Below are 24,393 nucleotides of genomic sequence, written 5' to 3'. Positions count from 1 at the left end.
ACCACCTGCCATCTGAAGCCGGTTCAGGATCACTCTGCAAGACTTTCACTTCCGCAACGCGGCGTTCTGGCCAAGATTGCCGGCGCCGGGTTGGGAGGAGAAGAGCGATGAAGGCCTGGGTGATGTTGGCCCGAAGTGGCGCGCGTAAATCAATCGGACTGGCGTTGATGCTGGTGGCGACGGCGACGTCGGCGATTGCACAGAACGGGCCGGTCAGGCTCGGCGTGCTGACCGACATGTCGTCGCTGTACGCTGACAATGGCGGCGAGGGCTCGGTGGTCGCGGCGCAAATGGCGGTGGACGATTTCAAGGGCAAGGTGCTGGGCCGCCCGATCGAGATCGTTGCCGGCGATCATCAGAACAAGGCGGATACCGGCTCGGCGATTGCCCGGCGCTGGCTGGAGAACGACAATGTCGAGGCCATTCTCGATGTCCCGAATTCCGCGGTCGCGCTGGCGGTCCAGGGCATCACGCGCGACAAGAAGAAGCTGTTTCTCGCCACCGGCGCGGCAACGTCCCGGCTGACCGGCGACGAGTGCTCGCCGACCGGCATCCACTGGACCTACGATACCTATGCGCTGTCGCAGGGGACGACGAGGGCGATTTCGCGCCTCGGCGCCAGGTCCTGGTTCTTTCTTTCGGCCGACTACTCGCTCGGTGCGCAGCTCGAGGCCGACAGCCGCAAGGTGATCGACACGACCGGCGGCAAGGTGGTCGGCGCCGTGAAACACCCGATCAACACGCCCGATTTCTCGTCCTTCCTGCTGCAGGCGCAGGCCTCCAGGGCCGACGTGATCGCGCTCGCCGACGCCGGCGGCGACTTCATCAACGCCGTGAAGCAGGCCGGCGAGTTCGGGGTGACGCGCGGGCAGAAGCTTGCCGGCCTGATCGTCTTCATCGCCGACATTCACAGCCTTGGGCTGCAGAGTGCGCAAGGCCTGATGCTGAGCTCGGCGTTCTACTGGGACCTCAACGACGAGACGCGGGCATGGTCGAAGCACTTCATCGAGAAGACGAAGAAAGTGCCCACCATGATCCACGCCGGCACCTATGGTGCTGTCATGCACTACCTCAAGGCGGTCGAAGCCGCCGGCACGCTTGATGGGCCGACGGTCGCGGCCAAGATGCGCGAACTGCCGGTCAACGATTTCATGACCCGCAACGGCAGGATCCGTCCCGACGGCCGGCTGGTCCGCGACATGTATCTGTTCCGCGTCAAGTCGCCGGCAGAGTCGAAATACCAGTTCGACTACTACCAGCTGCTGGCCACCATCCCGGGTGAAGAGGCCTTCAGACCGATGGAGGACGGCGGATGCTCGCTCGTGAAGAAGTCGTGATCGACCGGGATGTGGCGTGCGGAGCCGCACGCAATCCAATCGACGAGGTGATCGCCGGCCGGCTGTCGTGCCGCGAGTTCTCCGGCAGTCCGGTCTCCCGATCGACCATCGAGCAGATCCTGCGCGTGGCGCGGTTCGCGCCGAGCGGCGCGAACATCCAGCCCTGGCACGTCTACGTGCTCGCCGGCGCCGCCAAGACCGAGGTGTCGGCTGCGCTGCTGGATGCGTATGAGAACGAGCCGAACGAGCACGTCTCCGAATATCAATACTACGCCAGCGCTTTCCCCGAGCCGTATCTCGGCCGTCGTCAGGAGTTCGGGCGATTGTTCTATGACTCGCTCGGGATAGCGCAAAGCGACGCTGCGGCGAGGAGCCGGCAGACCGCAAAGAACTTCATGTTCTTCGGTGCGCCGGTTGGGTTGATCGTCACCATCGATCGGCGCCTGGCGATGGGAAGCTGGCTCGATCTCGGCATGTTCATCCAGAACGTGATGCTGGCGGCGGTCGGACGCGGGCTGCAATCCTGTCCGCAGGAGACCTTCGCCAGATTCCATCGGATCTTGCGTCCGCTGCTGTCGATCCCCGCCGAGCAGATGGTGGCCTGCGGAATCTCGATGGGCCACCCTAGGGAGCGGTCGCGCACGCGGCTGATGCCGCGCGCGGAACTGGAGGCATTCGCGTCCTTCAAGGGTTTCGAGGATTAGACAGGAGAAAGTCATGGGAAGCCGGGAACAGCTTATCGAACGCAGCATTCCGTTTCTGCGCGAGGTCAAGGACATGACGCCGAGCGCGGCGATGGAGCGATGGCTCAACGAGACCTATGGAGAGGACAGCGCGCTGTACCAGGATCTGGCCCGCCTGATCAAAATGGGAGTCGAGGAGGGCTGGGCGGCGAACCAGGAGGTGGAAGGTCCGAACTATCGGCGCAGCCGCATCCTCGAGCCGGTCCCCGAGACGTTCCAGTTCAGCATCACCGCGGTCTACATGAACAGCACCGATCCGCGCCGCATCAAGGACGAGGACGATCACGACGTGCTGCGCGGGCAATATCATGGTCACCCCTATGGCGAGCTCAACCTCGTCGTTCCCCTCGACAAGGGCGCGCAGTTGAAGGGGCTGCAGGGCTGGCAGGGGCCGGGCTGGACCGCGCCGGATCCCGGCAGCCTGCACTATCCGGAGGTCAGGGGCGGCGCGGTCATCGCGCTGTTTTATCTGCCGGCCGGGCGCATCTCCTACGATTTCAAGGCGCCGGCCTGACGTTGGGCGCCGGCGGCAATCCGGTCCGGAGAATACGCATGACATTGATCTATCCGGTCGCTTCGAACAGCGTCCATCCGGCGCGCCTGTCGCCTGCGTACCGCAGCGCGATCAAGCGCGTACCCTCAAAGCCGCTGATCCCGATGCGACATACGCTCTCGGAGCTGACCGGCCCGGTCTATGGTCATGAGACCGTGCGCGCGCACGACAACGACCTCACCATCCAGGCCAAGGGCGAGCCGCTCGGCGAGCGCATCATCGTGCACGGCTATGTGCTCGACGAGGACGGCCGCGGCGTGCCCAACACCTTGGTCGAGCTGTGGCAGGCCAATGCCTGCGGCCGCTACATTCATGTCGTCGATCAGCACCCGGCGCCGCTCGATCCCAACTTCACGGGTGCCGGCCGCACCCAGAGCGATGCCAAGGGCTATTACAAGTTCATCACCATCAAGCCCGGCGCCTATCCCTGGGGCAATCACCACAACGCCTGGCGGCCCGCGCATATCCACTTCTCGGTGTTCGGCCACTCGTTCGTCTCGCGGCTGGTGACCCAGATGTATTTCCCGGGCGATCCGCTGTTCCCGTTCGATCCGATCTTCAACTCGGTGACGGACGAGAAGGCGCGGGCGCGGATGATCTCGTCGTTCGATATCGAGAACACCAAGCCGGAATGGGCGCTGTGCTACCGCTTCGATATCGTGCTGCGCGGGCAGAGTGCCACGCCGATGGAGACCAAGTAACGTGTCGAACCCGCGTCCTGATGGAATCACGCCTTCGCAGACCGTCGGCCCCTATTTCAAGTATGGCCTGACGCCGAACGGCGAATATGAATGGAACGACGCTTTTACCAACAACCTTCTGACGCCTGACGTCTCGGGCGAGCGCATCCGCGTCGAGGGCAAGGTCTATGACGGCGACGGCGCCGTGATCCCGGACTGCATGCTGGAGATCTGGCAGGCCGATAGCCAGGGCCGCTTCTCCGATCCGCAGGATGCGCGCGCGCTGCCCAATTCGAGTTTCAAGGGCTTTGGCCGCTGCGGCACCGACAAGAGCGGTGGTTACTCGTTTGACACTATCAAGCCGGGCGTGGTGCCGGATGCCGACGGCAAGCCGCAGGCGCCGCATATCGGGCTCGCGGTGTTCGCGCGCGGCATGCTGCTGCACCTCTACACAAGGATCTATTTCGACGACGAGGCCAGCAACGCCACAGATTCCACGCTGGCGCTGGTGCCGGCCGATCGCCGCGCGACCTTGATCGCCAGGCGCAAGGCCGGCGCGGGCAGCGTCTACACCTTCGACATCCATCTGCAGGGCGACAACGAGACCGTGTTCTTCGACGTCTAGCTGCGCGCCGCCAGCGGCGCGCCAATCCAACTTTGGGGGACGGCCGAAAAATCCGCTGCGCGCGTTCGCCGCAGCGGATTTGGCTTGAACATGCGGCATCGGTTATATAATAAGGTTATTATATAACCGATGAGAGATAAAGCATGGCCAACCTCGACGCCGCCTTTTCCGCGCTCGCCGACCCGACCCGCCGGGCGATCCTGGCGCGCCTCGCGCTGGGCGAGGCGACTGTGATGGAGCTAGTCGAGCCGTTTGACATGACCCAGCCCGCGATCTCCCGCCATCTCAAGGTGCTCGAGGGCGCCGGCCTGATCGTGCGGCGGATCGAGGGCACCAAGCGACCGTGCCGGCTGGCGCCATCAGCGGTTACCGAGATCGATCAATGGCTCGGCATGCTGCGCCGTGCGCTGGAAACCAATTACGACCGGCTGGACGGTGTGCTGGCCACAATGAAGCCTGAGCAGTGAAGGGTATCCCCATGAGCAAGTTGACGCTGAAGACCGAAGGCGACCGCTATGTCGTCGTGACCAGGCGCTTCGTCGCGCCGCCGGAGGCGGTGTATCGGGCGCATACCGAGCCGGAGCTGTTGCAGAAATGGCTGCTCGGTCCCGACGGCTGGACCATGCCGGTCTGCATCAGCGAGGCGAAGCCCGGCGGCAGGATCCGCTACGAATGGACCGACGGGAAGGGCGGCGGCTTTCATTTGACCGGCGAATATCTCGCGCTCGAACCGTTCAGCCGCATCGTGCATGTCGAGCGCATGCATCTGCCGGATCCGACGCCGGACAATCATGTCGAGACGCGCTTTGCGCCCGACGGCGACGGCACCTTGATGACGATGCGGATGACCTTGCCGGATGCCGAAACGCGCGCAGCGATGCTCGCGACCGGCATGGAGCACGGCATGGAAGACAGCTATGCTCGGCTCGACCGCATGGGCTGAACGCGCCTGACGTGAGGGACAATGCGCGACCGTTTCCTGACGGGGCTGATTGGCTATCCGATCGCGCATTCGGCGGCGCCTGCGATGCACGAAGCGGCCGCAGCAGCGCTCGGCGTTCGCGTCCACTACCAGCTCATCGAGGTCAACGGCGCCGGCCGCGACGAGCTGCGCGCGATGCTCGACGGCATCCGGCGGCTCGGCTTTGCCGGCGTCAATGTCACCTTTCCCAACAAGGAGGCGGTGGTCGAGCTACTCGACGATCTCGCACCCGATGCGCGTGCGATCGGCGCGGTCAACACCATCGTCGTCGATCGCACGCGGCTGGTCGGACACAACACCGACGCGACCGGCTTTGCGCGCGCAATCGCGCCGCTGCTTGCGTCAGCGCCGCGCGGCCCGATCGCGCTGATCGGTGCCGGCGGCGTCGGCAAGGCGATCGCCTTCGCGCTCGCCATCCTCGGCGTTGGTGGGCTCCGCATCTTCGACGCTGATGCCGCGAAGGTCGCGTGGCTGGCCGGCCAGTTGGCCGGCCGTCATGCGGTTCGTGGTGTCGCCGGCATCGAGGCCGCGGTCGATGGCGCGACCGGCGTCGTCAACGCAACGCCGGTCGGCATGCTGCCGAGCCGCGACAGTCCTGTGCCGGACGGCTTGTTGCATCCGTCGATGTGGGTCGCCGACGCCGTCTACACGCCGCTGTGGACGCCGCTGCTGTTGGCGGCCAAGGCCAAGGGCGCCAAAGTTCTGACCGGGCGCGATCTTGCGATCTACGCAGCAGCGGACGCGTTCGAATTGTTCACGACAATGATGCCTTCGACGGATGTCATGGCAAATGCGTTCGACGCGGTGATGGCCGCACGCTACTCTGCGCCCGCCTGAGGGGCGGAGACACAAAATGACAAAAATCAGGATCGGGCTGGCCGGCTGCGGCTTCGTGTCGGAGCTGCATATGGTTGCCTACCGGCGCGTCTATGGCGTCGACGTCGAGGTGAGGGCGGTCGCGGCGCGCGGCGATCATGTCAATGCGTTCGCCCGCAAGCACGCAATCCCGAACGCCTATCGCAGCTTCGCCGAGCTGATCGCCGACCGCGAGCTTGACGTGATCGACATTTGCACGCCGCCGAACCTTCACGCCGCGATGATCGTCGAGGCAATGCAGGCCGGCAAGCACGTGATCTGCGAGAAGCCGTTCAGCGGCTATTTCGGCCGCGACGGCGACAAGGCGCCGATCGGCAGGCATGTGCCGAAAGCGCTGATGTACCAGCGGGTGATGGAGGAGATGGAGGTGACCCGCGCCGCGATCGAGCGAAGCGGACAACTCTTCATGTATGCGGAGGACTGGATCTACGCACCGGCGGTGACCAAGACCGCGGAGATCATCCGCGCGACAGGCGACAAGATCCTGTTCATGAAGGGCGAGGAGAGCCATTCCGGCTCGCATGCGGCGCATGCCGCCGAGTGGGCGATGACCGGCGGCGGCTCGCTGATCCGGATGGGCTGTCATCCCCTGTCGGCGGTGCTCTATCTCAAGCAGGTCGAGGCCAAAGCACGCGGCGAGACCATCACGGTCGCCAGCGTCACCTGCGACGTCGGCAATGTCACCGCCGGCCTTAAATCCGAGGAGCGCGCCTACATCAAGGCCAATCCGGTCGATGTCGAGGATTGGGGCACGCTGACCGCAACCTTCTCCGACGGCACCAAGGCAACGGTGTTCTCCGGCGACATGATCATGGGCGGCGTGCGCAATTTGATCGAGACCTATACGAGCGGCGGCTCACTGTTTGCCAACATCACCCCGAACACGCATCTGACCAGCTACCAGACGAGCGAGGAGAAGCTCGCCTCGGTCTACATCACCGAAAAGGTCGATCGCAAAACCGGCTGGCAATATGTCTGCCTCGAGGAGGAATGGACCCGCGGCTACCTGCAGGAGATCCAGGATTTCATGGAATGCGTCGCGACCGGGCGGCAGCCCCTCGCGGACCTCGCGCTGGCGTATGAGACGACCAGGGTAAATTACGCCGGCTACTGGGCGGCGGATGAGGGCAGGCGGGTGGTGTTGTAACGGCGCGGGAGGAGCAGCGTGATTGCTCTCGTCCCATAGTGCGTATGCCGGGCCGTCCATCCTTCGGGGCTTGCTCCGCTCGCACCTCAGGATGACGGAGTCGAGAGCAGCATGTGAGTCTGGTACGTCGTCGCACTCCTTTTGGTTACCCTGCGGCTGCTCTTCTCTTCTCCCCTTGTGGGAGAAGGTGGCGCGCACAGCGCGCCGGATGAGAGGTTGTCACCGCGTCATTCGCTCGAGCGGCGAGGCGACATCTCACCTCACCTCGCCCCGCTTGCGGCAGGGGTGTCCGGGGAATGATTCACTGTGTCGCGGTGCATGCTCGGCAGGACCGAGGCAAATCGGTCTTTTCTGGTTGTCGAGACACAGAGGGCCGAGCATGCGATATCGCGGTAGCATTTTTGGAAGGCTGCTTGAACCGATCAATCGACGACAGTTTCAGACGGTTGTGGATCGTCTGGACGGGGATGCCTACGACAAGTCGTTCAGGAGCTGGGATCATCTGGTGGCGCTGATCTATGCCCAGCTTAGCGGCAACAGCAGTCTGCGCGGGGTGGTGACTGGCTTCAACGCCAATTCGCAGCATCACTATCACTTGGGAACCGGCAAGCTGTCGCGCTCGACGTTGTCCGATGCCAATGCCCGCCGTCCGATCGGCATTTTCGCGCAAACCTTTGCGGCGCTGTCGGCGATGGCGCGTCGCCAGCTGCGGAGTGAAGGCATGGAGATGGTGCGTCTGATCGACGCCAGTCCGATCCCGCTCGGCAAGGTCTGCAGTTGGGCGACGTGGAACGGCCGCATCCGCGGCATGAAGCTGCATGTCGTCTACGACCCAAGGAGCGATGTCCCGACCTGCGTCGAGATGACGGCCGCGAACGTCAATGACATCGAGATCGGCCGACAGACCCCAATCCAGCCCGCCACCACCTATGTGTTTGACAAGGGCTATTGCCGTTTCGACTGGTGGCAGAAGATCAATGATAGCAAGGCTTTGTTCGTTACCCGGGCGAAGACGAGCATCCGTCTTCGCTCGCTCAGGCATCGCGCCATCCGCAAGCGTAACGGGGATGGCTTCGAAATCCTTGCCGATGACGAGGTGAAGCTCACCAGCAAGGGCGATTCGCGCCTTCCAATCCCGCTCCGCCGCATCAAGATCAGACGCGAGAAAGGCGGCAAGATCACACTCCTGACCAACGACCTTGCCCGTAGCGCCGTCGAGATCGCCGCCCTCTACAAGAGCCGATGGCAAATCGAGCTGCTGTTCCGCTGGATCAAGCAGCATCTCGATATTCGCAAGTTCCTCGGCGCCAACGACAACGCGATCCGCCTTCAGGTGCTCGCTGCGATGATTGCCTACCTGCTGCTGCGCATCGCCGCTCACACCAACTGCATCAAAATGCTCCCGCTCAGGTTCGCCGAACTCGTCGGCCAGCTCCTGCTCACGCGTCGATCCCTCGCTGCCATCGACAAACCTCCGCCCATCAACCCCAGCCGTCGGAAATCAACCATCTCACCTGACCAGATGGAGCTCCGCTATGCCTGAATTTCCCCGGACACCCCTGCGCTTGCGGGGAGAGGTCGGATTGCATCGCCAGATGCAATCCGGGTGAGGGGGTACAGGTCTCATCGCGATCGCATTCGCGGAGAGAAGCCCCTCACCCCAACCCTCTCCCCGCAACAGCGGGGCGAGGGAGCGCAGCCCCGATGCGGCGGCAGTCTCGCCTCGTCGCCACGCTACGCCGCGTACACCGAGCCCTTCGGCAGCGGAAACACCGGATCCTGGGTGCGGATATTGGTCGGCCACACCACGGTGATGCGCTCGCCGGCGTTCTGCATCACGACCGGCGTCGAGCGCTCGTTCTGGCCGGACAGCGGCGTGCCCGGCGGATAGAACTTCACGCCATAGCCCTGGATGGTGCCGCCTGCGGGGATGTCGACGTCGAGCGCCGCCTTGCGGATCGCCTCGGGATCGAAGCCGCCGTACTTCTCCTTGGCGACCGGCAGCACATTGTTGAGCAGGATCCAGGTCTGGTTGAAGCCCATCGAGCAGTGCGGCGGCACTTCGGTCGCATTGGTCTTCTCGCGGTAGCGCGCGACCATGGTCTTGGTGAGGTCGCCGATTCCCGGCGCGAGCTTGGCGGGATCGAGCAGCTGCGCCGGCACCGGATCGATGTTGCAGAAATTGTCGATGTCGGCGCCGAAGGTCGCGCGCAGCTTGTCGAGCTGGCTGTAGCCGGCGCCGGCGCCGAACAGCATCTTGAACTTCAGCCCGCTCTCGCGTGCCTGGCGCAGGAACAGCGTGATGTCGGGATTGTAACCGGCATGCGAGATCACGTCGGCCTTGGCGCGCTTCAGCTTGGTGACCAGCACCGAGAGATCGGGCGCGGAGGCGGAATAGCCCTCCTTCAGCGCGACCTGCAGCCCGACCTCCTTGGCGAAGGCCTCGTCGGCCGCGGCGACGCCGACGCCATAGGGCCCGTCCTCGTGGATCAGCGCCACCTTGACGTCCTTGGGCTCCATGCCGAGCTTGGCTTTGGCATGCTCGTTGATGAAGCTCGCGAAGGCCTGGCCGTACTGGTCGGAATGGATCTGCGCGCGGAATACGTATTGCAGGTTCTTGTCCTTGAACACGGCGGTCGAGACTGCGGTCGTGATCCACAGGATCCGCTTCTGCTGCTCGACCTTGGCGGCGAGCGGCACCGCGTGGGAGCTTGCGAACACGCCGTTGAGGATGTCGACCTTCTCCTGGTCGATCAGGCGATTGGCCTCGTTGATCGCGACATCGGGCTTGCTCTGGGAATCGACGTTGACCGGCGCGATCTTGTACTTGCCACCGATGCCGCCCTTCTCGTTGACGAGGTCGATCGCGATCTGGGTGCCGATCGAGGAGGCGACCGAGCCGCCGGCGGCGAACGGGCCTGTCAGGTCGTAGATCACGCCGATCCGGACCGTCTCGGCCTGCGCCTGCGCCCGTGTCCAATCCAAGCTGAAAGCAGCGGCGGCAGCCGCTGAAGTCTTCAGCAGCGTCCTGCGTGAAGTCGGCATCGCGTCCTCCCCTGAAACCGTCAGTTGTATGACGGGTCTGCTTGTTTTCGCGGAGTATTGGGAGGCAAGGTCGGAAAGTCAACGCGGCTTGCGGCTGCGGCGTCTTGCGCTTTAGGAGGGAGTGTCATCTCTATCACCGCCACCCCGAGGAGGCCGCAAAGCGGCCGTCTCGAAGGGCGACGGCCCAACTGGGGCCGTGCATCCTTCGAGGCTCGCTCCGCGCGCACCTCAGGACGACGGGTCGAAAAGTCCGGTACGAGCGCTGGAATGACGGAGGAGAATCTACTCCATCACCGCGGCATGATCCGATGGCGCCGACTGCGCGCGCAGCGTGGCCTTGGTCGAGCCGATCATCAGCGCGAGCGGGATCGAGACCAGGATGAACAGCATCACCAGCTGGTAGTCGTGCGAGAACGCGATGATCTGCGACTGCGCCGCCACCATCTTGTCGGCCATCGCGCGGCCGGCATCGGTGTTGAGGTTGATCATGCCCGATACGTCGGGCATCTGCAGCGCGTGGTTGAACGGATTGATCTGCTCCGACAGCTTTGCGTAGATCCGCCGTCCGCCTTCCGTCAGCTGCGCGATCACGATCGAGATGCCGACCGAGCTTGCGACGTTGCGCAACAGCGTCAGCATCGAGGTGCCGTCGGTGCGCAGATGGTTGGGCAGCGACATGAACGCCACCGTCGACAGCGGCACGAACACGAGGCCGAAGCCGAAGCCCTGGATCACGCTGACGACGATGATCTCGTTGGCCTGCGTCATGTCGGTCCAGCCGGTCATCTGGAACAGCGAGGCCGCGGTCAGCGCCAGGCCGGAGATGATCAGCGTGCGCGCCTCGATGTAGCGCATCATGCGGCCGACCAGCATCATCGCGACGAAGGTGCCGGCGCCGCGGGTCGCCAACAACAGGCCCGCGGTGATGATCGGGTAGCCGACCACGTTCTGCAGATAGGGCGAGGACAGCGCCATCGTCGAATACAGCACGAGGCCCATGACAGTCATGAACACGCAGCCGCCGAGGAAGTTCTTGTCCTTGAACAGCGCGAACTGGATGAACGGCCGGCTGGTCGTCAGCGAATGGGCGAAGAAATAGTAGAAGCCGATCGCGGAGACGATGAATTCGATCATGATCTCGTTGGATTCCAGCCAGCCGAGCTGCTCGCCGCGGTCGAGCGCGAGCTGCAGCGAACCGATCGCGACCGCGAGCGCGCCGAACCCGAACCAGTCGAAGCGCAGATTGAGGTCTTGCTTGGTCTCGTCCATGAAGACGGCAAGGCCGAGCACGGTGATGGCGCCGAATGGCAGGTTGACGAAGAACACCCAGTGCCAGGAATAGGTCTCGGTCAGCCAGGCGCCGAGCGAGGGCCCCATGATCGGGCCCATCATCACGCCCATGCCCCAGATCGACATCGCTTTCGCGCGCTCATGCAGCGCGTAAGAGTCGAGCATCACGGCCTGCGACAGCGGCACCAGCGCCGCGCCGAACACGCCCTGCAGCAGGCGGAACAGCACCATCTGGTTGATGTCCTGCGCCAGGCCGCAGAACACCGAGGCGACGGTGAAGCCGGCCGAGCAGATGATGAAGATGCGCTTGCGGCCATAGCGGTTGGCGATCCAGCCCACCGGCGCGGTCATGATCGCGGCCGCGACGATGTAGGAGGTCAGCACCCAGTTGATCTGGTCCTGCGAGGCCGACAGCGAGCCCTGCATATAGGGCAGCGCGACGTTGGCGATCGTGGTGTCGAGCGCCTGCATGATCGTCGCGGTCATCGCGCAGATCGTCACCATGTTCCGGCGCATGCCGGGTACGGCGGATGGTGACGGTGCATTCATTCAGGTCGGTCCTGTTCGAGCGTTGGAAACCCGCTCCCCCGCAAGCGGGAGAGGGGGCGCACTGTCTCTGCGGTCGATGATCGACCGCTTCTTCTCTCTACTCGTGGTCCGGGTGCGCCGAGGCCGGCGCCAGCCCGAGCAGGCCGGCCAGCGTGCGGCGGTGGTTGGTGTCGATCGTCGCGTAGACGCTCATGCCGGCTTTCAGCTTCTTCACGAACGGATCGTTCTCGTCGAAATAGATCCGCACCGGCACGCGCTGCACCACCTTGACGAAGTTGCCGGTCGCGTTCTGCGGCGGCAGGATCGCGAACTGTGCGCCGGTGCCGGGCGACAGCGAGCCGACCTTGCCCTTGAACCGATGGTTGGGGAACGCGTCGACGTCGAGCTCAACCGGCTGGCCGACCGCGACATAGGTGAAGTCGCTTTCCTTCGGATTGGCGTCGACCCAGGGATGGTCGACGTCGATGATCGAGAACACCGGCGAGCCGGCGGCGACGAAGCGGCCGAGCTGGATCTGGTCGACCTGGGTCGCGACGCCGTCCATCGGCGCGCGCAGCACGGTGTGGTCGAGATTGCGCTGGGCGTCGTCGAGCTTGGCCTTGGCCTGGGCGTAGGGCGGGAACTGTTCGATCGGCAGGTCGATATCGCCGAGCAGCTGCGTCTTGTCCTTGGAGATCTGCTGCCTGATGTATTGCGCCAGGCTCTCGGCCGTCACTTGCGCATTCGCCGCGTTGTCGAGGTCGAGCTGCGAGCCGAAATTCTGCTTGGCCAGCGTCGACTTGCGTTCGACGTCGCGCTTCTTCAATTCGATGCTCTGCTGGGCGAATTCCAGCATCCTGCCGTTGATCTTGATGTTGTCGACCAGGTTGTCATAGGTGGTCCTGGTCTGGTCGAGCGCGGCCTTGGCCTGCGCCACCGCGAGGCGGAACGGCACGGGGTCGATCTCGAACAGTTCGTCGCCCTTCCTGACGTGCTGGCCTTCCTTCACGACGATCTTGTCGATCTTGCCGGAGATTTCCGGCGTGATCAGCACCTTCTGCGCGCCGACATAGGCGTCGTCGGTGCCGACATAGCGGCCGCCATTGAGATAGAACACGATGCCGCCGATCGCAGCGAGCGTCGGCAGCACGACCAGCAGCAGCGTGCGGCGATAGCGCCGCAGACCGGCCATCAGGCGACGGCGCGGCGCGCGGCTGGCCTTGCCCGACGGCGCAGGCTCGCCCGGATTGCTCTTCTGCTCGGGGGCCAGTTTGAGGACGGGTTCAGCCATAGCGCTGTTCCTTTCGGGAGGGCTCGCCGGCTGGGGTCTGGACGGCATTGCGAACGTTTTCCTTGATCGATTCCAATTGGGTGAGCAGGCGATACGCGTCAGCGGGGCTGATGCCCTCGAGCGCGGTCGCGGTGAGTTCGGAGCGGAGGCCGGCGAGCTTGCCGAGCAGCGGGCGCGCGGCCTTCTTCAGATAGAGGCGGTTGACGCGGCGATCGTTCTCGTCGCTGCGGCGCTCGATCCAGCCATTGTCGCAGAGCTTGTCGATCAGCCGCGTCAGCGTGATCGGCTGCACCTCGAGCAGCTCGGCGAGCTCGGTCTGTTTCAACCCTTCCTGGCGTTCCACCTTGGACAGCACGGCCCATTGCGCGCGGGTGATGCCGTAGCGTGCGGCCTCCTTGTCGGCATAGACGCGGATCAGCCGGAACACTTCGCCCAGCGTAAACAAGAAATCGGTGTCCACCGAACCGCGCATCGATCCTGCCTCCATAAGCTTGGGATATAATAAGCTTGCTTATGATTTCTGCATGCCGGGTTAACGCGAGGCTGCCCCGCATTGCGGGCATGGCTGCAACGCGGCGGCGAACCGGGGTTGAGAGCCGGGCTTTGGGAACGGGCGCGCAAATGCTACATATCGAGGCAATGAGCCTGGCCAAGCCGACATTTCCTGCCCCCGACCACGATCACGGCCGCTGCGCCGCGGACGCGATGGCGCATGCCGAGCAGGTGTGTGCGCGCCGCGGCCAGAAATTCACCCCGATCCGCCGTCAGGTGCTGCAGGCGCTGCTGTCGAGCCATCGCCCGCTCGGCGCCTATGAGGTGATCGACGAGCTGGCCAAGACGATGCCGCGGCCGGCACCGATTACCGTCTACCGCGCGCTCGACTTCCTGATGGAGAACGGCCTCGTCCACCGCATCGAGAGCCGCAACGCCTTCCTCGCCTGCGCGCATGACCATGACGAGACCTCGATGGTGGCGTTTTTGATCTGCGACCATTGCGGCTCGGTCGGCGAGATCCCGGCCGCCCCCGTCGCGCAAAGCCTGACCGCGGCGGCGCGGGCCTCGGGGTTCATCCCGAAACTCTCCGTCGTCGAGATCGCCGGCACCTGTGCGCACTGCCAAAAGACGTGATGGCGCGATGGTTTCAGCTAACTCGCACTGCTTTCGAGCTACCTCGCCCCGCTTGCAGGGAGAGGTCGAAATTCGCGGTAGCGAATTTCGGGTGAGGGGGACTCTCCGCACGCTCGCCTCTATCGAATTTGCGGCGACGGCCCCTCACCCCAACCCTCTCCCCGCAGGAGCGGGGCGAGGGAGCCCAACCGGCAATTAACAACACGGCACCAAGCCGGCCCGCGAGGAAACATGTCGACCCAAGCGATCTCCGCCAACGTCACAAGGCCCGTCAGCGTCGGACACGGGCTGCCGCCCGGCGCCATCGCCGTGATGCTGATGCTGTGCGTGAGCTGGGGCTTCAACCAGCTCGCGGTCAAGCTTGCGTTGCCCGACGTGCCGCCGATGCTGCAGGCGATGATCCGCTCTGCCGGCGCGCTGCCGGTGATGCTGATCGTCGGCCACCTGCGCGGCGTCAAATTCTTCGAGCGCGACGGCACCCTCGTCCCCGGCATCATCGCCGGGCTGATGTTCGGCTGCGAGTTCGTGCTGATCTTCACCGGCCTCGTCTTCACCTCGGCCTCGCGCGCCTCGGTGTTCCTCTACACCGCGCCGTTCTTCGTTGCGCTCGGCTCGCACCAGTTCCTCGGCGAGCGTCTCTCGACCGTGCAGTGGAGCGGGCTTGCGCTGAGCTTTGCCGGCGTCGCGCTCGCGATCGGCGTGCCGCAGCCGAACGTCGATGCCAAGGTGCTGCTCGGCGACCTCATGGTGGTCGGCGGCGGCGCGCTGTGGGCGGCAACTACGCTGGTCGCCAAGGGCACGGGCTTGCGCAAGGCCGCGCCGGAAAAGGCGCTCGGCTACCAGGTCGCGATCTCGATTCCGATCCTCGGCCTCGCCGCCTGGATCGCGGGCGAGCGCATCGAGCATGTGCCGAGCGCGCTGTCGATCTCGCTGCTCGCCTATCAGGCGGTCTGGGTGGTGGGCTGCACGTTCGTCATCTGGTTTGCGATGGTGAAAACCTACTCCGCGAGCAAGCTGTCGGCCTTCACCTTCGTCACGCCGCTGTTCGGCGTCGTCGCGGCCTATTTCATCATGCACGACACGTTGACGGCGGTGTTCGGCGTCGCCGCGCTGCTGGTGATCGCCGGGCTCTATCTCGTCAACAAGCCCGACCCGAAGGTGACGCCGGATCCCAACGTGCCGGCGTGAGGTTATCCTGGGTGCCGTGCGCTCAACTCTCTCCCCGTCATGCTGAGGAGCGCGGAACGCGCGTCTCGAAGCACGACGGCCCAGCCGGCACCCGGGCCGTTCATCCTTTGAGGCTCGCAAGAGCTCGCGCCTCAGGATGACGAGCAAAGAGGAGCGGAATGCCGCAGACAACCGGGGCTCAATCCCGTTACATCATCCGCTCATGCATCTCGAAATCGACGTAGACCGGCGGAAGATGCAGCCCGCGGCCGGCAAGCATTTTTGCGCTCCCGGCTCCGAGATCGGTGACCTCGAGTGAGATGCCGAGCCCGTCCCGGTAGAGGATCGGCTGATAGCCCTTGATGATTCTCTGGCCGAACGCGGGATAGGGCGGCGCGCCATCGGAGAACGCGTGGCGGAATGCCTGGTAGAGCGTCGACGATCGCAGGGTCTCCATCGCGGCGCGCCCATGCCCTTCGGCAAGGCAGATGCGGATTCGGAAATAGGTGTTGTAGCTTTGACGCAGCTTCTCGATCGCAATGAATCCGGCTGCGCCCGCTCCGTCGAGCGCGTAATAGGCCGTCGTCCGATCCTGTTCCGGCGTCGCCGTCTCGGCCGCCTGCAACTGCTCTTTCTCCTAGCGCAGCAGGCCGGCAATGTCGGTCTGTCCCGCGTCCTTGCGCAGTTCAACTGCGCAATTGCGCACGATGCTGGTGCTTGCGCGATGGTTCAGGTCGATCTCCGCGCCGCCGTCCGGTAGGGCGTGCCAGCCGGCGGCCTCAAGTCGCGCCCCTGATCCGGAAAACAGCACGTTGAATGGCGGTGAGGTGATGCCGTGTCCGTAACGCGCGCAGGATCGACGACGATCCCGCACGCGGCGGTGACGCCGGGGTCGGTCTTGTCGGCGCCGGCCGACGCCCCGCCATCCGCCGGGATCGCGAATACGGCCATGACGGCTTTGGAAAAACCGGAGACCTTGCGTTCCGCCTCTTGCCTGGCGAGCACGGCCGGATTTGCTTCCGATGAATCGACGCCGGACCTCGCCCGTGCCGTCGAAGCGGTCTGCAGGCTTCGGCGGCCGAGTGCGGCGAGGAAGCAGAAGGCAGAGAAAGCAAAGGCGCAGGTCGCCGGGATCGCGGCGATCAATCCATACGGCACGTGCACGCCAAACCATGCCTCGATGCGATCCTGGACAGCGGAAAAGAAGTAGAAGATGACAAACGGCGCAACGGCGAAGAACACCGCAAGGCCGGTGGTCAGGCCACTGTCGTGGAAGCGCCGGGCCGTCACGGCAAACAGCGGCAGCGCTATTGCGACGGCGGCGTAGACCGTCTTGTCGAGCTGATGGGCTGCGAGCAGGAGCAGCAGACAAAAGCCGAAGAACCACCAGAACTCGGCGCGCGAAGCCCGTCCGGTGAAATCAGCATACTTCCTGAAACAGGTGGCGATCGACGTGGTGGGATGCACGACCATCTCCGGCAGACGGCAGCACTCTAGCGGCGAAGATTTACGTTTCCCTATTGCTGAGCGGACAATTGTGGCCTTCAGGCGCAATTGCGGACGGTATCGATTTACGTCAACATCGCCTCCACGAAGGCTCCCATGCGAGGGATGCCGTTGGAGGCGCGCTGATGCCAATCGATGCCATCGATGCAATTGAAGCCGGTATTCGCTCCGCGTTCACCGCATACTCCAAGGAGGATGATCCGGACTGGCGGAGCGCGTGCTGGATCAAGCCGGATGAGTGCTCCCATCTGGCACGGAGCATTTTGAAGGAGTTGGCGGCCCGCGGCCTTGAGATCGTCAAGAAGCCGGCTTGATCGCCTCAAGACTCCGACGATTCATGTCGCGAGAATGCGGATGTATGACTCACGAGCGGCGCAACAAATTCAGTGTCGTCCCGGCGCAGGCCGGGACCCATTACCCCAAATCTCAATTGTTGCGCGCCGCTGGGGCCACAATCCCGTTCATCACCAAACGCGGTGGTTATGGGTCCCGGCCTTCGCCGGGACGACGAGTGGAAAGAGCCTTGTCGATCGCTAACCTTTCTCGATCGGCAACTCTGCATCCTTCGCCCATTCGCCCATCGAGCCGTCATAGAGCGTGAGATTGTCGTAGCCGAGCCGATGCAGCTGGAACAGGTCGATGGTCGCGGAGATGCCGCCGCCGCAATAGGCGACGACGCGCTTGTCCCTGGTGATGCCTTGCGCTGCGAAGATTGCTTCGGCCTCCTCAAGCGGCACGAACGTCTTGGCCTTGGGATCGATCAAGGTCGCCGCCGGCACGCTGACGCTGCCGGGGATGCGGCCGGGCCGGCCGTAACGGCTCGGCTCCAGTCCCTTGTAGAATTGCGGGCCGAGCGCGTTGACGATGACGGTGTCGCCCTCCGTGGTCGCGGCGAGCACGTCATGCTTGTCGACGAACATGCCGTCCTTCGGCCGCGCCGGAAACGTCGCTGGCGGATAGCCGCCGGCAAGTCCGGTCTCGATGTCGCGTCCTTCGGCGGTCCATTTGTCGATGCCGCCGTCGAGCACGGCGGCACCCTCGAAGCCGAGCGAGCGCAGCATCCACCAGAACCGCGTCGCCCACATTGCGGTGCCGATCGAATAGAGCACGACGCGGCTGCCCGCCGAGATGCCGTGGCGGCCGAACGCGGCTTCGAGCTGCGCTGTCGGCGGCATCATGAAGCGCAGATGGGTATGGGCATCCGAGAATTCGGCCTGCAAATCGAGGAAATTGGCGCCCGGGATGTGGCCGGCCTCGAAGGTCTGGCGGCCCGAGACGACCATATAGGGAGCGTTGCTGCCGGCGGGGGCCGGCTCCAGATAGGTCGTGCAGTCGAACAGGCGAAGATCCGGCCGGGTCAGGATCTCGGCAAGTTCCGCCGTGGTGATCAGCTCGCTGTTGCCGGCCATTTTGCGTCCTCCCGGTGTGTGTTTAACGGGATGCTAAGATGCGCCAGATCACATGAAAAGCTGTCACTTTGCCCTTTGATTCACCCCAATCCGGTCCAATATAGCTGGGCATGCAGGACGCCGCTGCATGGCTTGCGTTTGGCCTCAATCGGCGCCATAAGCTATTGAATTCACTCCGAAACATGATCGTTTGGCCCGCCGCGCGCGAGGCCCATCGCCCCCTTGGTGAATGTCACCAAAACCTGATATTCGAGACGCCATGAACAAGCCCGAGATTTTGCCGCAAGACGACGTCGCCGGCCCCGCGCCGCGGCACCAAACCACGCAGGTCATGGTCGGCAACGTCGCCGTCGGCGGCGGTGCGCCGATCGCCGTGCAGTCGATGACCAACACCGACACCGCCGATGTGGACGGCACCATCGCCCAGGTTGCCGCGCTGTCTCGCGCCGGCTCCGAGATGGTCCGCATCACCGTCGACCGCGAGGAAGCCGCTGCCGCCGTGCCGCACATCCGTGACGGCCTGCGCAAGCGCGGCATCACCACGCCCCTGATCGGCGACTTCCACTATATCGGCCACAAGCTGCTCGCCGAATATCCGGCCTGCGCCGAGGCGCTCGACAAGTACCGCATCAATCCCGGCAATGTCGGCTTCAAGAACAAGCGCGATACGCAGTTCGCCGACATCATCGAGATCGCCAACAAGAACAACAAGCCGGTGCGCATCGGCGCCAATTGGGGTTCGCTCGACCAGGAGCTGCTCACCAAGCTGATGGACGAGAATACGGCCTCGGCCAATCCGCGCGATGCCCGCGCGGTGACCCGCGAGGCGATGGTGCAGTCGGCGCTGCTGTCGGCCGCGCGTGCGCAAGAGCTCGGCATGCCGAAGAACAAGATCATCCTGTCGGCCAAGGTGTCGGCCGTGCAGGACCTGATCGCGGTCTATCAGGAAGTCGTGCGCCGCTCGGATTATGCGATCCATCTCGGCCTCACCGAGGCCGGCATGGGCTCGAAGGGCATCGTCGCCTCCTCGGCTGCGCTCGGCATCCTGCTGCAGCAGGGCATCGGCGACACCATCCGCATCTCGCTGACGCCGGAGCCCGGCGGCGACCGCACGCTGGAAGTGCAGGTCGCGCAGGAATTGCTGCAGACCATGGGCTTCCGTACCTTCGTGCCGCTGGTTGCGGCATGCCCGGGCTGCGGCCGCACGACCTCGACCACGTTCCAGGAGCTGGCGCGCTCGATCCAGGATTTCATCCGCGACGAGATGCCGGCCTGGAAGACCAAGTATCCGGGCGTCGAGCAGCTCAACGTCGCCGTGATGGGCTGCATCGTCAACGGCCCCGGCGAATCCAAGCACGCCAATATCGGCATCTCGCTGCCCGGTACCGGCGAAGCGCCGGCCGCGCCCGTCTTCGTCGACGGCAAGAAGTTCCGCACTCTGCGCGGCCCCGGGATCGCCGCCGACTTCAAGGCATTGGTGATCGACTATATCGACCAGCGCTACGGCAACGGCGCCAAGCTGCCGGAGCAGGCCGGCGCCGCGGAGTAGTTTCACTCCGCGCGTGACCCACACTCAACCGTTGTCCCTGCCTAGTGCGCAATTGCGCACGGGAGCAGGGACCCATAACCACAGGATGTGGTTGTGGCGCGAGATGCGGGTTACCAGCCTTCGCAAAACCCGATCCTGTGGTTATGGGTCCCGGATCTGCGCTCCGCTTCGCTGCGCTTGTCCGGGACGACAGATATGTTTGAGGCGCAGATTGCGCTTCCGTCGATGCGCGTTACCATGCTCCCAATCAAGAATGATTGGGAGAACGCCCATGAGCTCGCTATCCGGCAAGCAGGGTCCGCGCTATCGCCACTTCGCCGACCAATCCGAGCCCTATGAGACCATCGGCGTCGAGAAGCTGACGCCGATCATCGGCGCGGAGATCTCCGGCGTCGATATCGGCAAGCTGGTCGGCGACGATGCGCGCTCCAACCGCCAGATGGACGAGATCCATCGCGCGCTCGCCGAAAACCTCGTCATCTTCTTCCGCGACCAGCACATCAGTCCCGACCAGCATCTCGCCTTCGGCCGCAAGTTCGGTGAGCTGCATGTGCATCCGGCCGCGCCCAACGAGGGCGATCCGGCGCTGATGAAGATTTATGCCGACAAGGATTCGCCACGCGCGAATGGCGAGGGCTGGCACACCGACGTGTCCTGCGATCTCGAGCCGCCGATGGGTTCGATCCTCTACATCAAGCAGTGCCCGCCGCGCGGCGGCGACACCCTGTTCGCCAACATGTACGCCGCCTATGAGGCGCTGTCGGACCGCATGAAGGCCTATCTCGACGGGCTGACCGCGCTGCATGACGGCGAGCAGACCTATCGTGGCCTGTATGCCAACTACGGCGTCGCCGACAAACGGGAATATCCCCGCGCCGAGCATCCGGTGGTCCGCACCCATCCGGTGACCGGCAAGAAGTCGCTCTATGTCAATCGCGGCTTCACCCGCTTCATCGTCGGCATCCCGCGCGACGAGAGCGACGCCATGCTGGCCTATCTCTACCAGCACGCCGAGAACCCGCTGTTCCAGTGCCGCTTCCGCTGGACCGAGAACGCGATCGCGTTCTGGGACAACCGTTGCGCCCAGCATCGCGCGATGTGGGATTACTGGCCGCACACCCGCTCCGGCACCCGCGTCACCGTGAAGGGAGAGCGGCCGGTGTGAGGAATTGCGTGCTGCGTTGGTTCCACCCATCCTACGAACTACGAACTGAAAAAATGCCATCGGGAGACCGCCCATGCTTCGCGCCGAGGACAACAAATTCCTCACCGAATCCGGTGAGAGGACCGGCATGGGCGAATTGCTGCGGCGGTTCTGGATTCCGGTGCTGCTGTCCGAGGAACTGCCGGAGCCGGACAGCGACCCGAAGAAGATCGTTGTCATGGGCGAGGAGCTGCTCGCCTTCCGCGACACCAGAGGCGTGGTCGGCGTCATCGACCAGTACTGCGCGCATCGCGGCGCCAATCTTTGGCTCGGCCGCAACGAGGAATGCGGCATCCGCTGCGTCTATCACGGCTGGAAGTTCGATACCGACGGCCGCTGCGTCGATATGCCGACCTCGTATCCCGACCTCAACGCAAAGGACCTGATCCGGATCAAGTCCTATCCGGTGCGCGAATGGGGCGACATGATCTGGGCCTATATGGGCCCGGCCGATCAGATGCCAGAACTGCCGGCGCTGGAGATGGCGCTGCTGCCGGCCTCGCACCGCTTCGTCACCAAGAAGTGGCAGGACTGCAACTGGGTGCAGGCGGTGGAAGGCTCGATCGACACCGCGCATTTCACCTTCGCGCATCTCTCCTTCGAGAAGGAGGAGAACGAGATCCTCGACATCAAGAAGCATTTCGTGAACCCGCTGACCCGGGTCGCGACCGATCACATGCGCTGGATCGCCGAGGACCCGCGCCCGGTGATCAAGATCAATCCGCATGAGGCCGGCCTCACGGTGGCGGGCGGACGGCTCACCGGCAGCGACAACATCTACTGGCGCATCGCCCAGTTCCTGATGCCGTTCCACAGCTACGCGCCGAGCTCGATGCCGGGCGAGAACATGTTCGGCCAGACCTTCGTGCCGGTCACCGACACCAATTGCTGGATCTACACCTATGCGTGGAATCCCCACCGGCCGCTGACCGATGCCGAGCGCGAAGGCTACGCCAACGGCAACGGCGTGATGGCTGTCGTCGACGAGAACTACGTGCCGCTGCGCAACAAGGCCAACGACTATCTGATCGACCGCAAGCTGCAGCGGACCAAGAGCTACACCGGCATCAAGGGCGTCTCCGAGCAAGACGCCGCGGTGCAGGACAGCCAGGGGCCGATCGCCGACCGTACCCGCGAGCATCTCGGCCCGACCGATCTGGGCATCATGCATTTCCGCAAGCTTATGATGGAGGCGGCGCGCGCGCTGCAGAAGGGCGAGGCGCCGCCGCATGCTCAGCATCAGGACCGCTACACCGTGCGCTCCGGCGCCTGCGTCACCAGCAAGACCAAGGACCTCACCGCCGTCATGATCGAGCGGTTCGGCGATCCCGCCGGCTTCGTCGGCGGTCCCGGCCAGAACGCCGCGGCGGAGTAATCTCTGCTGTCGTCCCTGCGAAAGCACTAGGGCATTTACACATCTCTTCGAGGCTAGAAAACCGACTCATCATCAAGGGGTTAGCTACTGGGCGAGAGCCGAAATCGGCGGGCGCAACCCTAGTGCAGATGAGTAAGTTCTCTGCGGTTTTCGGCCAACTCTTTGAGAAGACTCCGGAAAGACTGCGGAGGATATGTATATACGCTAGTGCGAAAGCAGGGACCCATAACCACCGTTGGATATTGTTGAGATGCGCTGTGGCCCGAACCTTCGCCAAGCCAGCGACGGTGGTTATGGGTCCCGGCCTGCGCCGGGACGACGTGGGGAGGGATACCGCGCGCTACACGCGCTACAACGGAATCCTGCGATACTCGCGGTTGGCGAGGCTCGCTTCCTCGAGGTCGAGGTCGCGCTCGATCCGGCGCCTTGTCTCGTCGGTGATCTTGCCGTCGCGTAGCAGCATGTGGATGAACTTGCGCTCGGAGGCGATCAGCTCCCGCGTCAGCTCGGTGCCGGTGGCGGAAACGTCGTGCGTGTCGGGATTGAGCGAGTCGGGCAGCTGGTTGATCCGGATCTCGTGCCGTGAGCGCAAAAGCTTGATCACCTCGTCGGAAAGCTCGCGGTCGTCGGTGATGGCATCGAGCGACTTCAGCGCGGCGTTCAGCGCCTCGCGCCGCGCCGCGATCTCCTGCTCGTGCTCGGCGATGTGCTCGCTGCGCCCGTCCCTGGCGAGGCCGAGCCAGCGCACCACCGGTGGCAGAGTGAGGCCGAGCCCGACCAGCGTCACGAAGATCACGCCGAAGGCGACGAACAGGATCAGGTCGCGATACGGGAAGGCGTCTCCGCTCGGCAATGTCAGCGGCAGCGCCAGCGCCGCGGCGAGCGAGACCGCGCCGCGCACGCCGGTGAAGGCGACCACGAACACCGCCCGCCACGACGGCAGCGGATCGCGCTCGCTCACGCGTCGGCTGATCCAGCGCGGCAGATAGGTGCCGGGAAACACCCAGACGAAGCGCGCCACGATCACGATGACGGCGACAAGCACGGTCGCGGTGAGGATGTCGTGCAGCGGGAACGACTTCGACTTCTCGTACAGCGAACGCATCTGGAAGCCGGTCAAGAGGAACAGCAGGCCCTCGATCAGATAGATGATCAAGTCCCAGAAGAAGATGCCCTGCAGGCGCGTCGCGGCCGAGATCAACAGCGGTCCGTTCCAGCTCATGTAGAGGCCGCAGGCGACGGTCGCGATCACGCCGCTGCCGCCGAAATGCTCGGGGATCCAGTAGGCGAGGTAGGGCGTGATCAGCGACAGCGTGATCTCGACCTGCGGATCCCTGGCGCGGCGGCGGGCGCGCAGGCTGAGCCAGCCGACCGCGGTGCCGAACGCGATCTCGCCGGCGACGATGACGAGGAAGGTGCCGGTCGCCTTCGGCAGCGAGAACAGTCCGGTGGTGATCGCGGCGAGCGCGAAGCGGTAGAGGATCAGCGCGGTCGCGTCATTGGCGAGCCCTTCGCCCTCGAGCACCACCAGGATGCGGCGGGGCATGCCGAGCCTGCGGGCGATCGCCAGCGGCGCGACCACGTCAGGCGGCGCGACGATGGCGCCGAGCAGGAAGCCGATGCTCCAGGGCAGGCCGATCAGATAATGGGTCGCGGCCGCGACCATGAAGGCGGTGAAGATCACGCAGCCGACCGACAGCAGGATGATCGGCCGCAGGTTGGCCTTGAACTCGCGCCAGCTCATCGCGACGCTCGCCGAATAGATCAGCGGCGGCAGCACCACCAGCAGCACCAGCTCAGGCGGCAGTTCCAGCGACGGCATGCCCGGCACGAAGGCGAGCACGATGCCGACCAGCAGCAGCAGGATCGCGGGCGCGATATCGGTCCGCCGCGCCACCAGGGCGGTTCCCGCCAGCACGCCGAGCAAAGTGAGAAAAATCTGAAATTTGGCTTCCATA

Annotated in this window: 24 protein-coding genes; 16 read left to right on the top strand and 8 right to left on the bottom strand. The window is 64.4% G+C overall.

Annotated features, from left to right (window positions below):
• Positions 1-107 precede the first annotated feature (107 nt).
• The 10 genes from J2R80_RS05025 (at position 108) to J2R80_RS04980 (ending at position 8,486) form a co-directional block, all read left to right on the top strand.
• Positions 108-1,337 (top strand): ABC transporter substrate-binding protein, encoded by a 1,230-nt coding sequence (locus J2R80_RS05025; protein WP_375162554.1) that lies wholly within the window; start codon positions 108-110, stop codon positions 1,335-1,337.
• Positions 1,313-2,041 carry a nitroreductase gene (locus J2R80_RS05020; RefSeq protein ID WP_253638112.1) on the top strand — a complete coding sequence of 243 codons (729 nt, stop codon included), beginning with the start codon at positions 1,313-1,315 and terminating at the stop codon, positions 2,039-2,041. The genes J2R80_RS05025 and J2R80_RS05020 overlap by 25 nt, the downstream gene beginning before the upstream one ends.
• Positions 2,042-2,054: 13 nt before the next feature.
• Positions 2,055-2,594: a DUF4863 family protein gene (locus J2R80_RS05015; RefSeq protein ID WP_168858248.1), complete on the top strand. Its 540-nt coding sequence runs from the start codon at positions 2,055-2,057 to the stop codon at positions 2,592-2,594.
• A gap of 38 nt (positions 2,595-2,632) precedes the next feature.
• Positions 2,633-3,334: a protocatechuate 3,4-dioxygenase subunit beta gene (gene pcaH, locus J2R80_RS05010; protein WP_253638111.1), complete on the top strand. Its 702-nt coding sequence runs from the start codon at positions 2,633-2,635 to the stop codon at positions 3,332-3,334.
• A gap of 1 nt (position 3,335) precedes the next feature.
• The gene (pcaG, locus tag J2R80_RS05005) at positions 3,336-3,938 is read left to right on the top strand and encodes a protocatechuate 3,4-dioxygenase subunit alpha (RefSeq protein WP_253638110.1); all 603 of its coding nucleotides are present in this window, start codon (positions 3,336-3,338) and stop codon (positions 3,936-3,938) included.
• Between the two features lie 143 nt (positions 3,939-4,081).
• Positions 4,082-4,405 carry a helix-turn-helix transcriptional regulator gene (locus J2R80_RS05000; protein ID WP_057015449.1) on the top strand — a complete coding sequence of 108 codons (324 nt, stop codon included), beginning with the start codon at positions 4,082-4,084 and terminating at the stop codon, positions 4,403-4,405.
• 11 nt (positions 4,406-4,416) lie between these two features.
• A complete protein-coding gene (locus J2R80_RS04995) occupies positions 4,417-4,881 on the top strand; it encodes an SRPBCC domain-containing protein (RefSeq protein ID WP_253638109.1) in 465 nt (154 codons plus the stop codon).
• A gap of 21 nt (positions 4,882-4,902) precedes the next feature.
• Positions 4,903-5,757, top strand: a complete 855-nt coding sequence (locus J2R80_RS04990; RefSeq protein ID WP_253638108.1) for a shikimate dehydrogenase — start codon at positions 4,903-4,905, stop codon at positions 5,755-5,757.
• A gap of 16 nt (positions 5,758-5,773) precedes the next feature.
• Positions 5,774-6,943: a Gfo/Idh/MocA family protein gene (locus J2R80_RS04985; protein WP_057015446.1), complete on the top strand. Its 1,170-nt coding sequence runs from the start codon at positions 5,774-5,776 to the stop codon at positions 6,941-6,943.
• A 379-nt stretch (positions 6,944-7,322) separates the two neighbouring features.
• A complete protein-coding gene (locus J2R80_RS04980; protein ID WP_229193596.1) occupies positions 7,323-8,486 on the top strand; it encodes an IS4 family transposase in 1,164 nt (387 codons plus the stop codon).
• Positions 8,487-8,677: 191 nt separating this feature from the next.
• Here J2R80_RS04980 and J2R80_RS04975 read toward each other — a convergent pair whose 3' ends face one another.
• From J2R80_RS04975 to J2R80_RS04960, 4 genes are all read right to left on the bottom strand, one after another.
• Positions 8,678-9,988 carry an ABC transporter substrate-binding protein gene (locus J2R80_RS04975; protein WP_057016785.1) on the bottom strand — a complete coding sequence of 437 codons (1,311 nt, stop codon included), beginning with the start codon at positions 9,986-9,988 and terminating at the stop codon, positions 8,678-8,680.
• Between the two features lie 282 nt (positions 9,989-10,270).
• Complete coding sequence (locus J2R80_RS04970) at positions 10,271-11,827, bottom strand: MDR family MFS transporter (protein WP_253638107.1); 1,557 nt, start codon at positions 11,825-11,827, stop codon at positions 10,271-10,273.
• Between the two features lie 97 nt (positions 11,828-11,924).
• Positions 11,925-13,097, bottom strand: a complete 1,173-nt coding sequence (locus tag J2R80_RS04965) for an HlyD family secretion protein (protein WP_253588282.1) — start codon at positions 13,095-13,097, stop codon at positions 11,925-11,927.
• Entirely contained in the window at positions 13,090-13,569 is a 480-nt protein-coding gene (locus J2R80_RS04960; RefSeq protein WP_085970781.1) for a MarR family winged helix-turn-helix transcriptional regulator, read from the bottom strand. The genes J2R80_RS04965 and J2R80_RS04960 overlap by 8 nt, the downstream gene beginning before the upstream one ends.
• Before the next feature lie 167 nt (positions 13,570-13,736).
• Between J2R80_RS04960 and J2R80_RS04955 the strand changes: the two genes are divergently transcribed.
• A complete protein-coding gene (locus J2R80_RS04955) occupies positions 13,737-14,225 on the top strand; it encodes a Fur family transcriptional regulator (protein WP_026191999.1) in 489 nt (162 codons plus the stop codon).
• A 231-nt stretch (positions 14,226-14,456) separates the two neighbouring features.
• Entirely contained in the window at positions 14,457-15,413 is a 957-nt protein-coding gene (locus J2R80_RS04950; RefSeq protein ID WP_253638106.1) for a DMT family transporter, read from the top strand.
• Between the two features lie 187 nt (positions 15,414-15,600).
• Here the strand turns inward: J2R80_RS04950 and J2R80_RS04945 are convergent, their stop codons facing one another.
• Complete coding sequence (locus J2R80_RS04945; protein ID WP_253638105.1) at positions 15,601-16,017, bottom strand: hypothetical protein; 417 nt, start codon at positions 16,015-16,017, stop codon at positions 15,601-15,603.
• A gap of 104 nt (positions 16,018-16,121) precedes the next feature.
• A complete protein-coding gene (locus J2R80_RS04940) occupies positions 16,122-16,946 on the bottom strand; it encodes a DUF805 domain-containing protein (RefSeq protein ID WP_253638104.1) in 825 nt (274 codons plus the stop codon).
• Positions 16,947-17,023: 77 nt separating this feature from the next.
• On the opposite strand from J2R80_RS04940, the gene J2R80_RS04935 reads away from it, so the two are divergent.
• Positions 17,024-17,212 carry a hypothetical protein gene (locus J2R80_RS04935; protein WP_076824677.1) on the top strand — a complete coding sequence of 63 codons (189 nt, stop codon included), beginning with the start codon at positions 17,024-17,026 and terminating at the stop codon, positions 17,210-17,212.
• Between the two features lie 219 nt (positions 17,213-17,431).
• On the opposite strand, the gene J2R80_RS04930 is transcribed toward J2R80_RS04935, so the two are convergent.
• Positions 17,432-18,307: a sulfurtransferase gene (locus tag J2R80_RS04930; protein WP_253638103.1), complete on the bottom strand. Its 876-nt coding sequence runs from the start codon at positions 18,305-18,307 to the stop codon at positions 17,432-17,434.
• Positions 18,308-18,566: 259 nt separating this feature from the next.
• On the opposite strand from J2R80_RS04930, the gene ispG reads away from it, so the two are divergent.
• From ispG to J2R80_RS04915, 3 genes are all read left to right on the top strand, one after another.
• A complete protein-coding gene (gene ispG / locus J2R80_RS04925) occupies positions 18,567-19,856 on the top strand; it encodes a flavodoxin-dependent (E)-4-hydroxy-3-methylbut-2-enyl-diphosphate synthase (protein WP_253638102.1) in 1,290 nt (429 codons plus the stop codon).
• 271 nt (positions 19,857-20,127) lie between these two features.
• The gene (locus tag J2R80_RS04920; protein ID WP_253638101.1) at positions 20,128-21,021 is read left to right on the top strand and encodes a TauD/TfdA family dioxygenase; all 894 of its coding nucleotides are present in this window, start codon (positions 20,128-20,130) and stop codon (positions 21,019-21,021) included.
• Positions 21,022-21,094: 73 nt separating this feature from the next.
• Complete coding sequence (locus J2R80_RS04915) at positions 21,095-22,435, top strand: Rieske 2Fe-2S domain-containing protein (protein WP_253638100.1); 1,341 nt, start codon at positions 21,095-21,097, stop codon at positions 22,433-22,435.
• Between the two features lie 349 nt (positions 22,436-22,784).
• On the opposite strand, the gene J2R80_RS04910 is transcribed toward J2R80_RS04915, so the two are convergent.
• Entirely contained in the window at positions 22,785-24,392 is a 1,608-nt protein-coding gene (locus J2R80_RS04910; RefSeq protein ID WP_057015584.1) for a Na+/H+ antiporter, read from the bottom strand.
• Position 24,393 lies beyond the last annotated feature (1 nt).

This window comes from Bradyrhizobium sp. USDA 4541 (assembly GCF_024171085.1).
Classification (GTDB): Bacteria; Pseudomonadota; Alphaproteobacteria; order Rhizobiales; family Xanthobacteraceae; genus Bradyrhizobium; species Bradyrhizobium australafricanum.
The sequence above is the reverse complement of the archived record's forward strand: the minus strand, read 5'-3'. Positions and strand labels throughout refer to the sequence as shown.

Excerpts from the sequence above, each read along its gene's own strand:
- J2R80_RS05025 (WP_375162554.1), top strand. The coding sequence starts at position 108 with ATGAAGGCCTGGGTGATGTTGGCCCGAAGTGGCGCGCGTAAATCAATC.
- J2R80_RS05020 (WP_253638112.1), top strand. The coding sequence starts at position 1,313 with ATGCTCGCTCGTGAAGAAGTCGTGATCGACCGGGATGTGGCGTGCGGA.
- J2R80_RS05015 (WP_168858248.1), top strand. The coding sequence starts at position 2,055 with ATGGGAAGCCGGGAACAGCTTATCGAACGCAGCATTCCGTTTCTGCGC.
- pcaH (WP_253638111.1), top strand. The coding sequence starts at position 2,633 with ATGACATTGATCTATCCGGTCGCTTCGAACAGCGTCCATCCGGCGCGC.
- J2R80_RS05000 (WP_057015449.1), top strand. The coding sequence starts at position 4,082 with ATGGCCAACCTCGACGCCGCCTTTTCCGCGCTCGCCGACCCGACCCGC.
- J2R80_RS04995 (WP_253638109.1), top strand. The coding sequence starts at position 4,417 with ATGAGCAAGTTGACGCTGAAGACCGAAGGCGACCGCTATGTCGTCGTG.
- J2R80_RS04990 (WP_253638108.1), top strand. The coding sequence starts at position 4,903 with ATGCGCGACCGTTTCCTGACGGGGCTGATTGGCTATCCGATCGCGCAT.
- J2R80_RS04985 (WP_057015446.1), top strand. The coding sequence starts at position 5,774 with ATGACAAAAATCAGGATCGGGCTGGCCGGCTGCGGCTTCGTGTCGGAG.
- J2R80_RS04980 (WP_229193596.1), top strand. The coding sequence starts at position 7,323 with ATGCGATATCGCGGTAGCATTTTTGGAAGGCTGCTTGAACCGATCAAT.
- J2R80_RS04975 (WP_057016785.1), bottom strand. The coding sequence starts at position 9,988 with ATGCCGACTTCACGCAGGACGCTGCTGAAGACTTCAGCGGCTGCCGCC.
- J2R80_RS04970 (WP_253638107.1), bottom strand. The coding sequence starts at position 11,827 with ATGAATGCACCGTCACCATCCGCCGTACCCGGCATGCGCCGGAACATG.
- J2R80_RS04965 (WP_253588282.1), bottom strand. The coding sequence starts at position 13,097 with ATGGCTGAACCCGTCCTCAAACTGGCCCCCGAGCAGAAGAGCAATCCG.
- J2R80_RS04960 (WP_085970781.1), bottom strand. The coding sequence starts at position 13,569 with ATGCGCGGTTCGGTGGACACCGATTTCTTGTTTACGCTGGGCGAAGTG.
- J2R80_RS04955 (WP_026191999.1), top strand. The coding sequence starts at position 13,737 with ATGAGCCTGGCCAAGCCGACATTTCCTGCCCCCGACCACGATCACGGC.
- J2R80_RS04950 (WP_253638106.1), top strand. The coding sequence starts at position 14,457 with ATGTCGACCCAAGCGATCTCCGCCAACGTCACAAGGCCCGTCAGCGTC.
- J2R80_RS04935 (WP_076824677.1), top strand. The coding sequence starts at position 17,024 with ATGCCAATCGATGCCATCGATGCAATTGAAGCCGGTATTCGCTCCGCG.
- J2R80_RS04930 (WP_253638103.1), bottom strand. The coding sequence starts at position 18,307 with ATGGCCGGCAACAGCGAGCTGATCACCACGGCGGAACTTGCCGAGATC.
- ispG (WP_253638102.1), top strand. The coding sequence starts at position 18,567 with ATGAACAAGCCCGAGATTTTGCCGCAAGACGACGTCGCCGGCCCCGCG.
- J2R80_RS04920 (WP_253638101.1), top strand. The coding sequence starts at position 20,128 with ATGAGCTCGCTATCCGGCAAGCAGGGTCCGCGCTATCGCCACTTCGCC.
- J2R80_RS04915 (WP_253638100.1), top strand. The coding sequence starts at position 21,095 with ATGCTTCGCGCCGAGGACAACAAATTCCTCACCGAATCCGGTGAGAGG.
- J2R80_RS04910 (WP_057015584.1), bottom strand. The coding sequence starts at position 24,392 with ATGGAAGCCAAATTTCAGATTTTTCTCACTTTGCTCGGCGTGCTGGCG.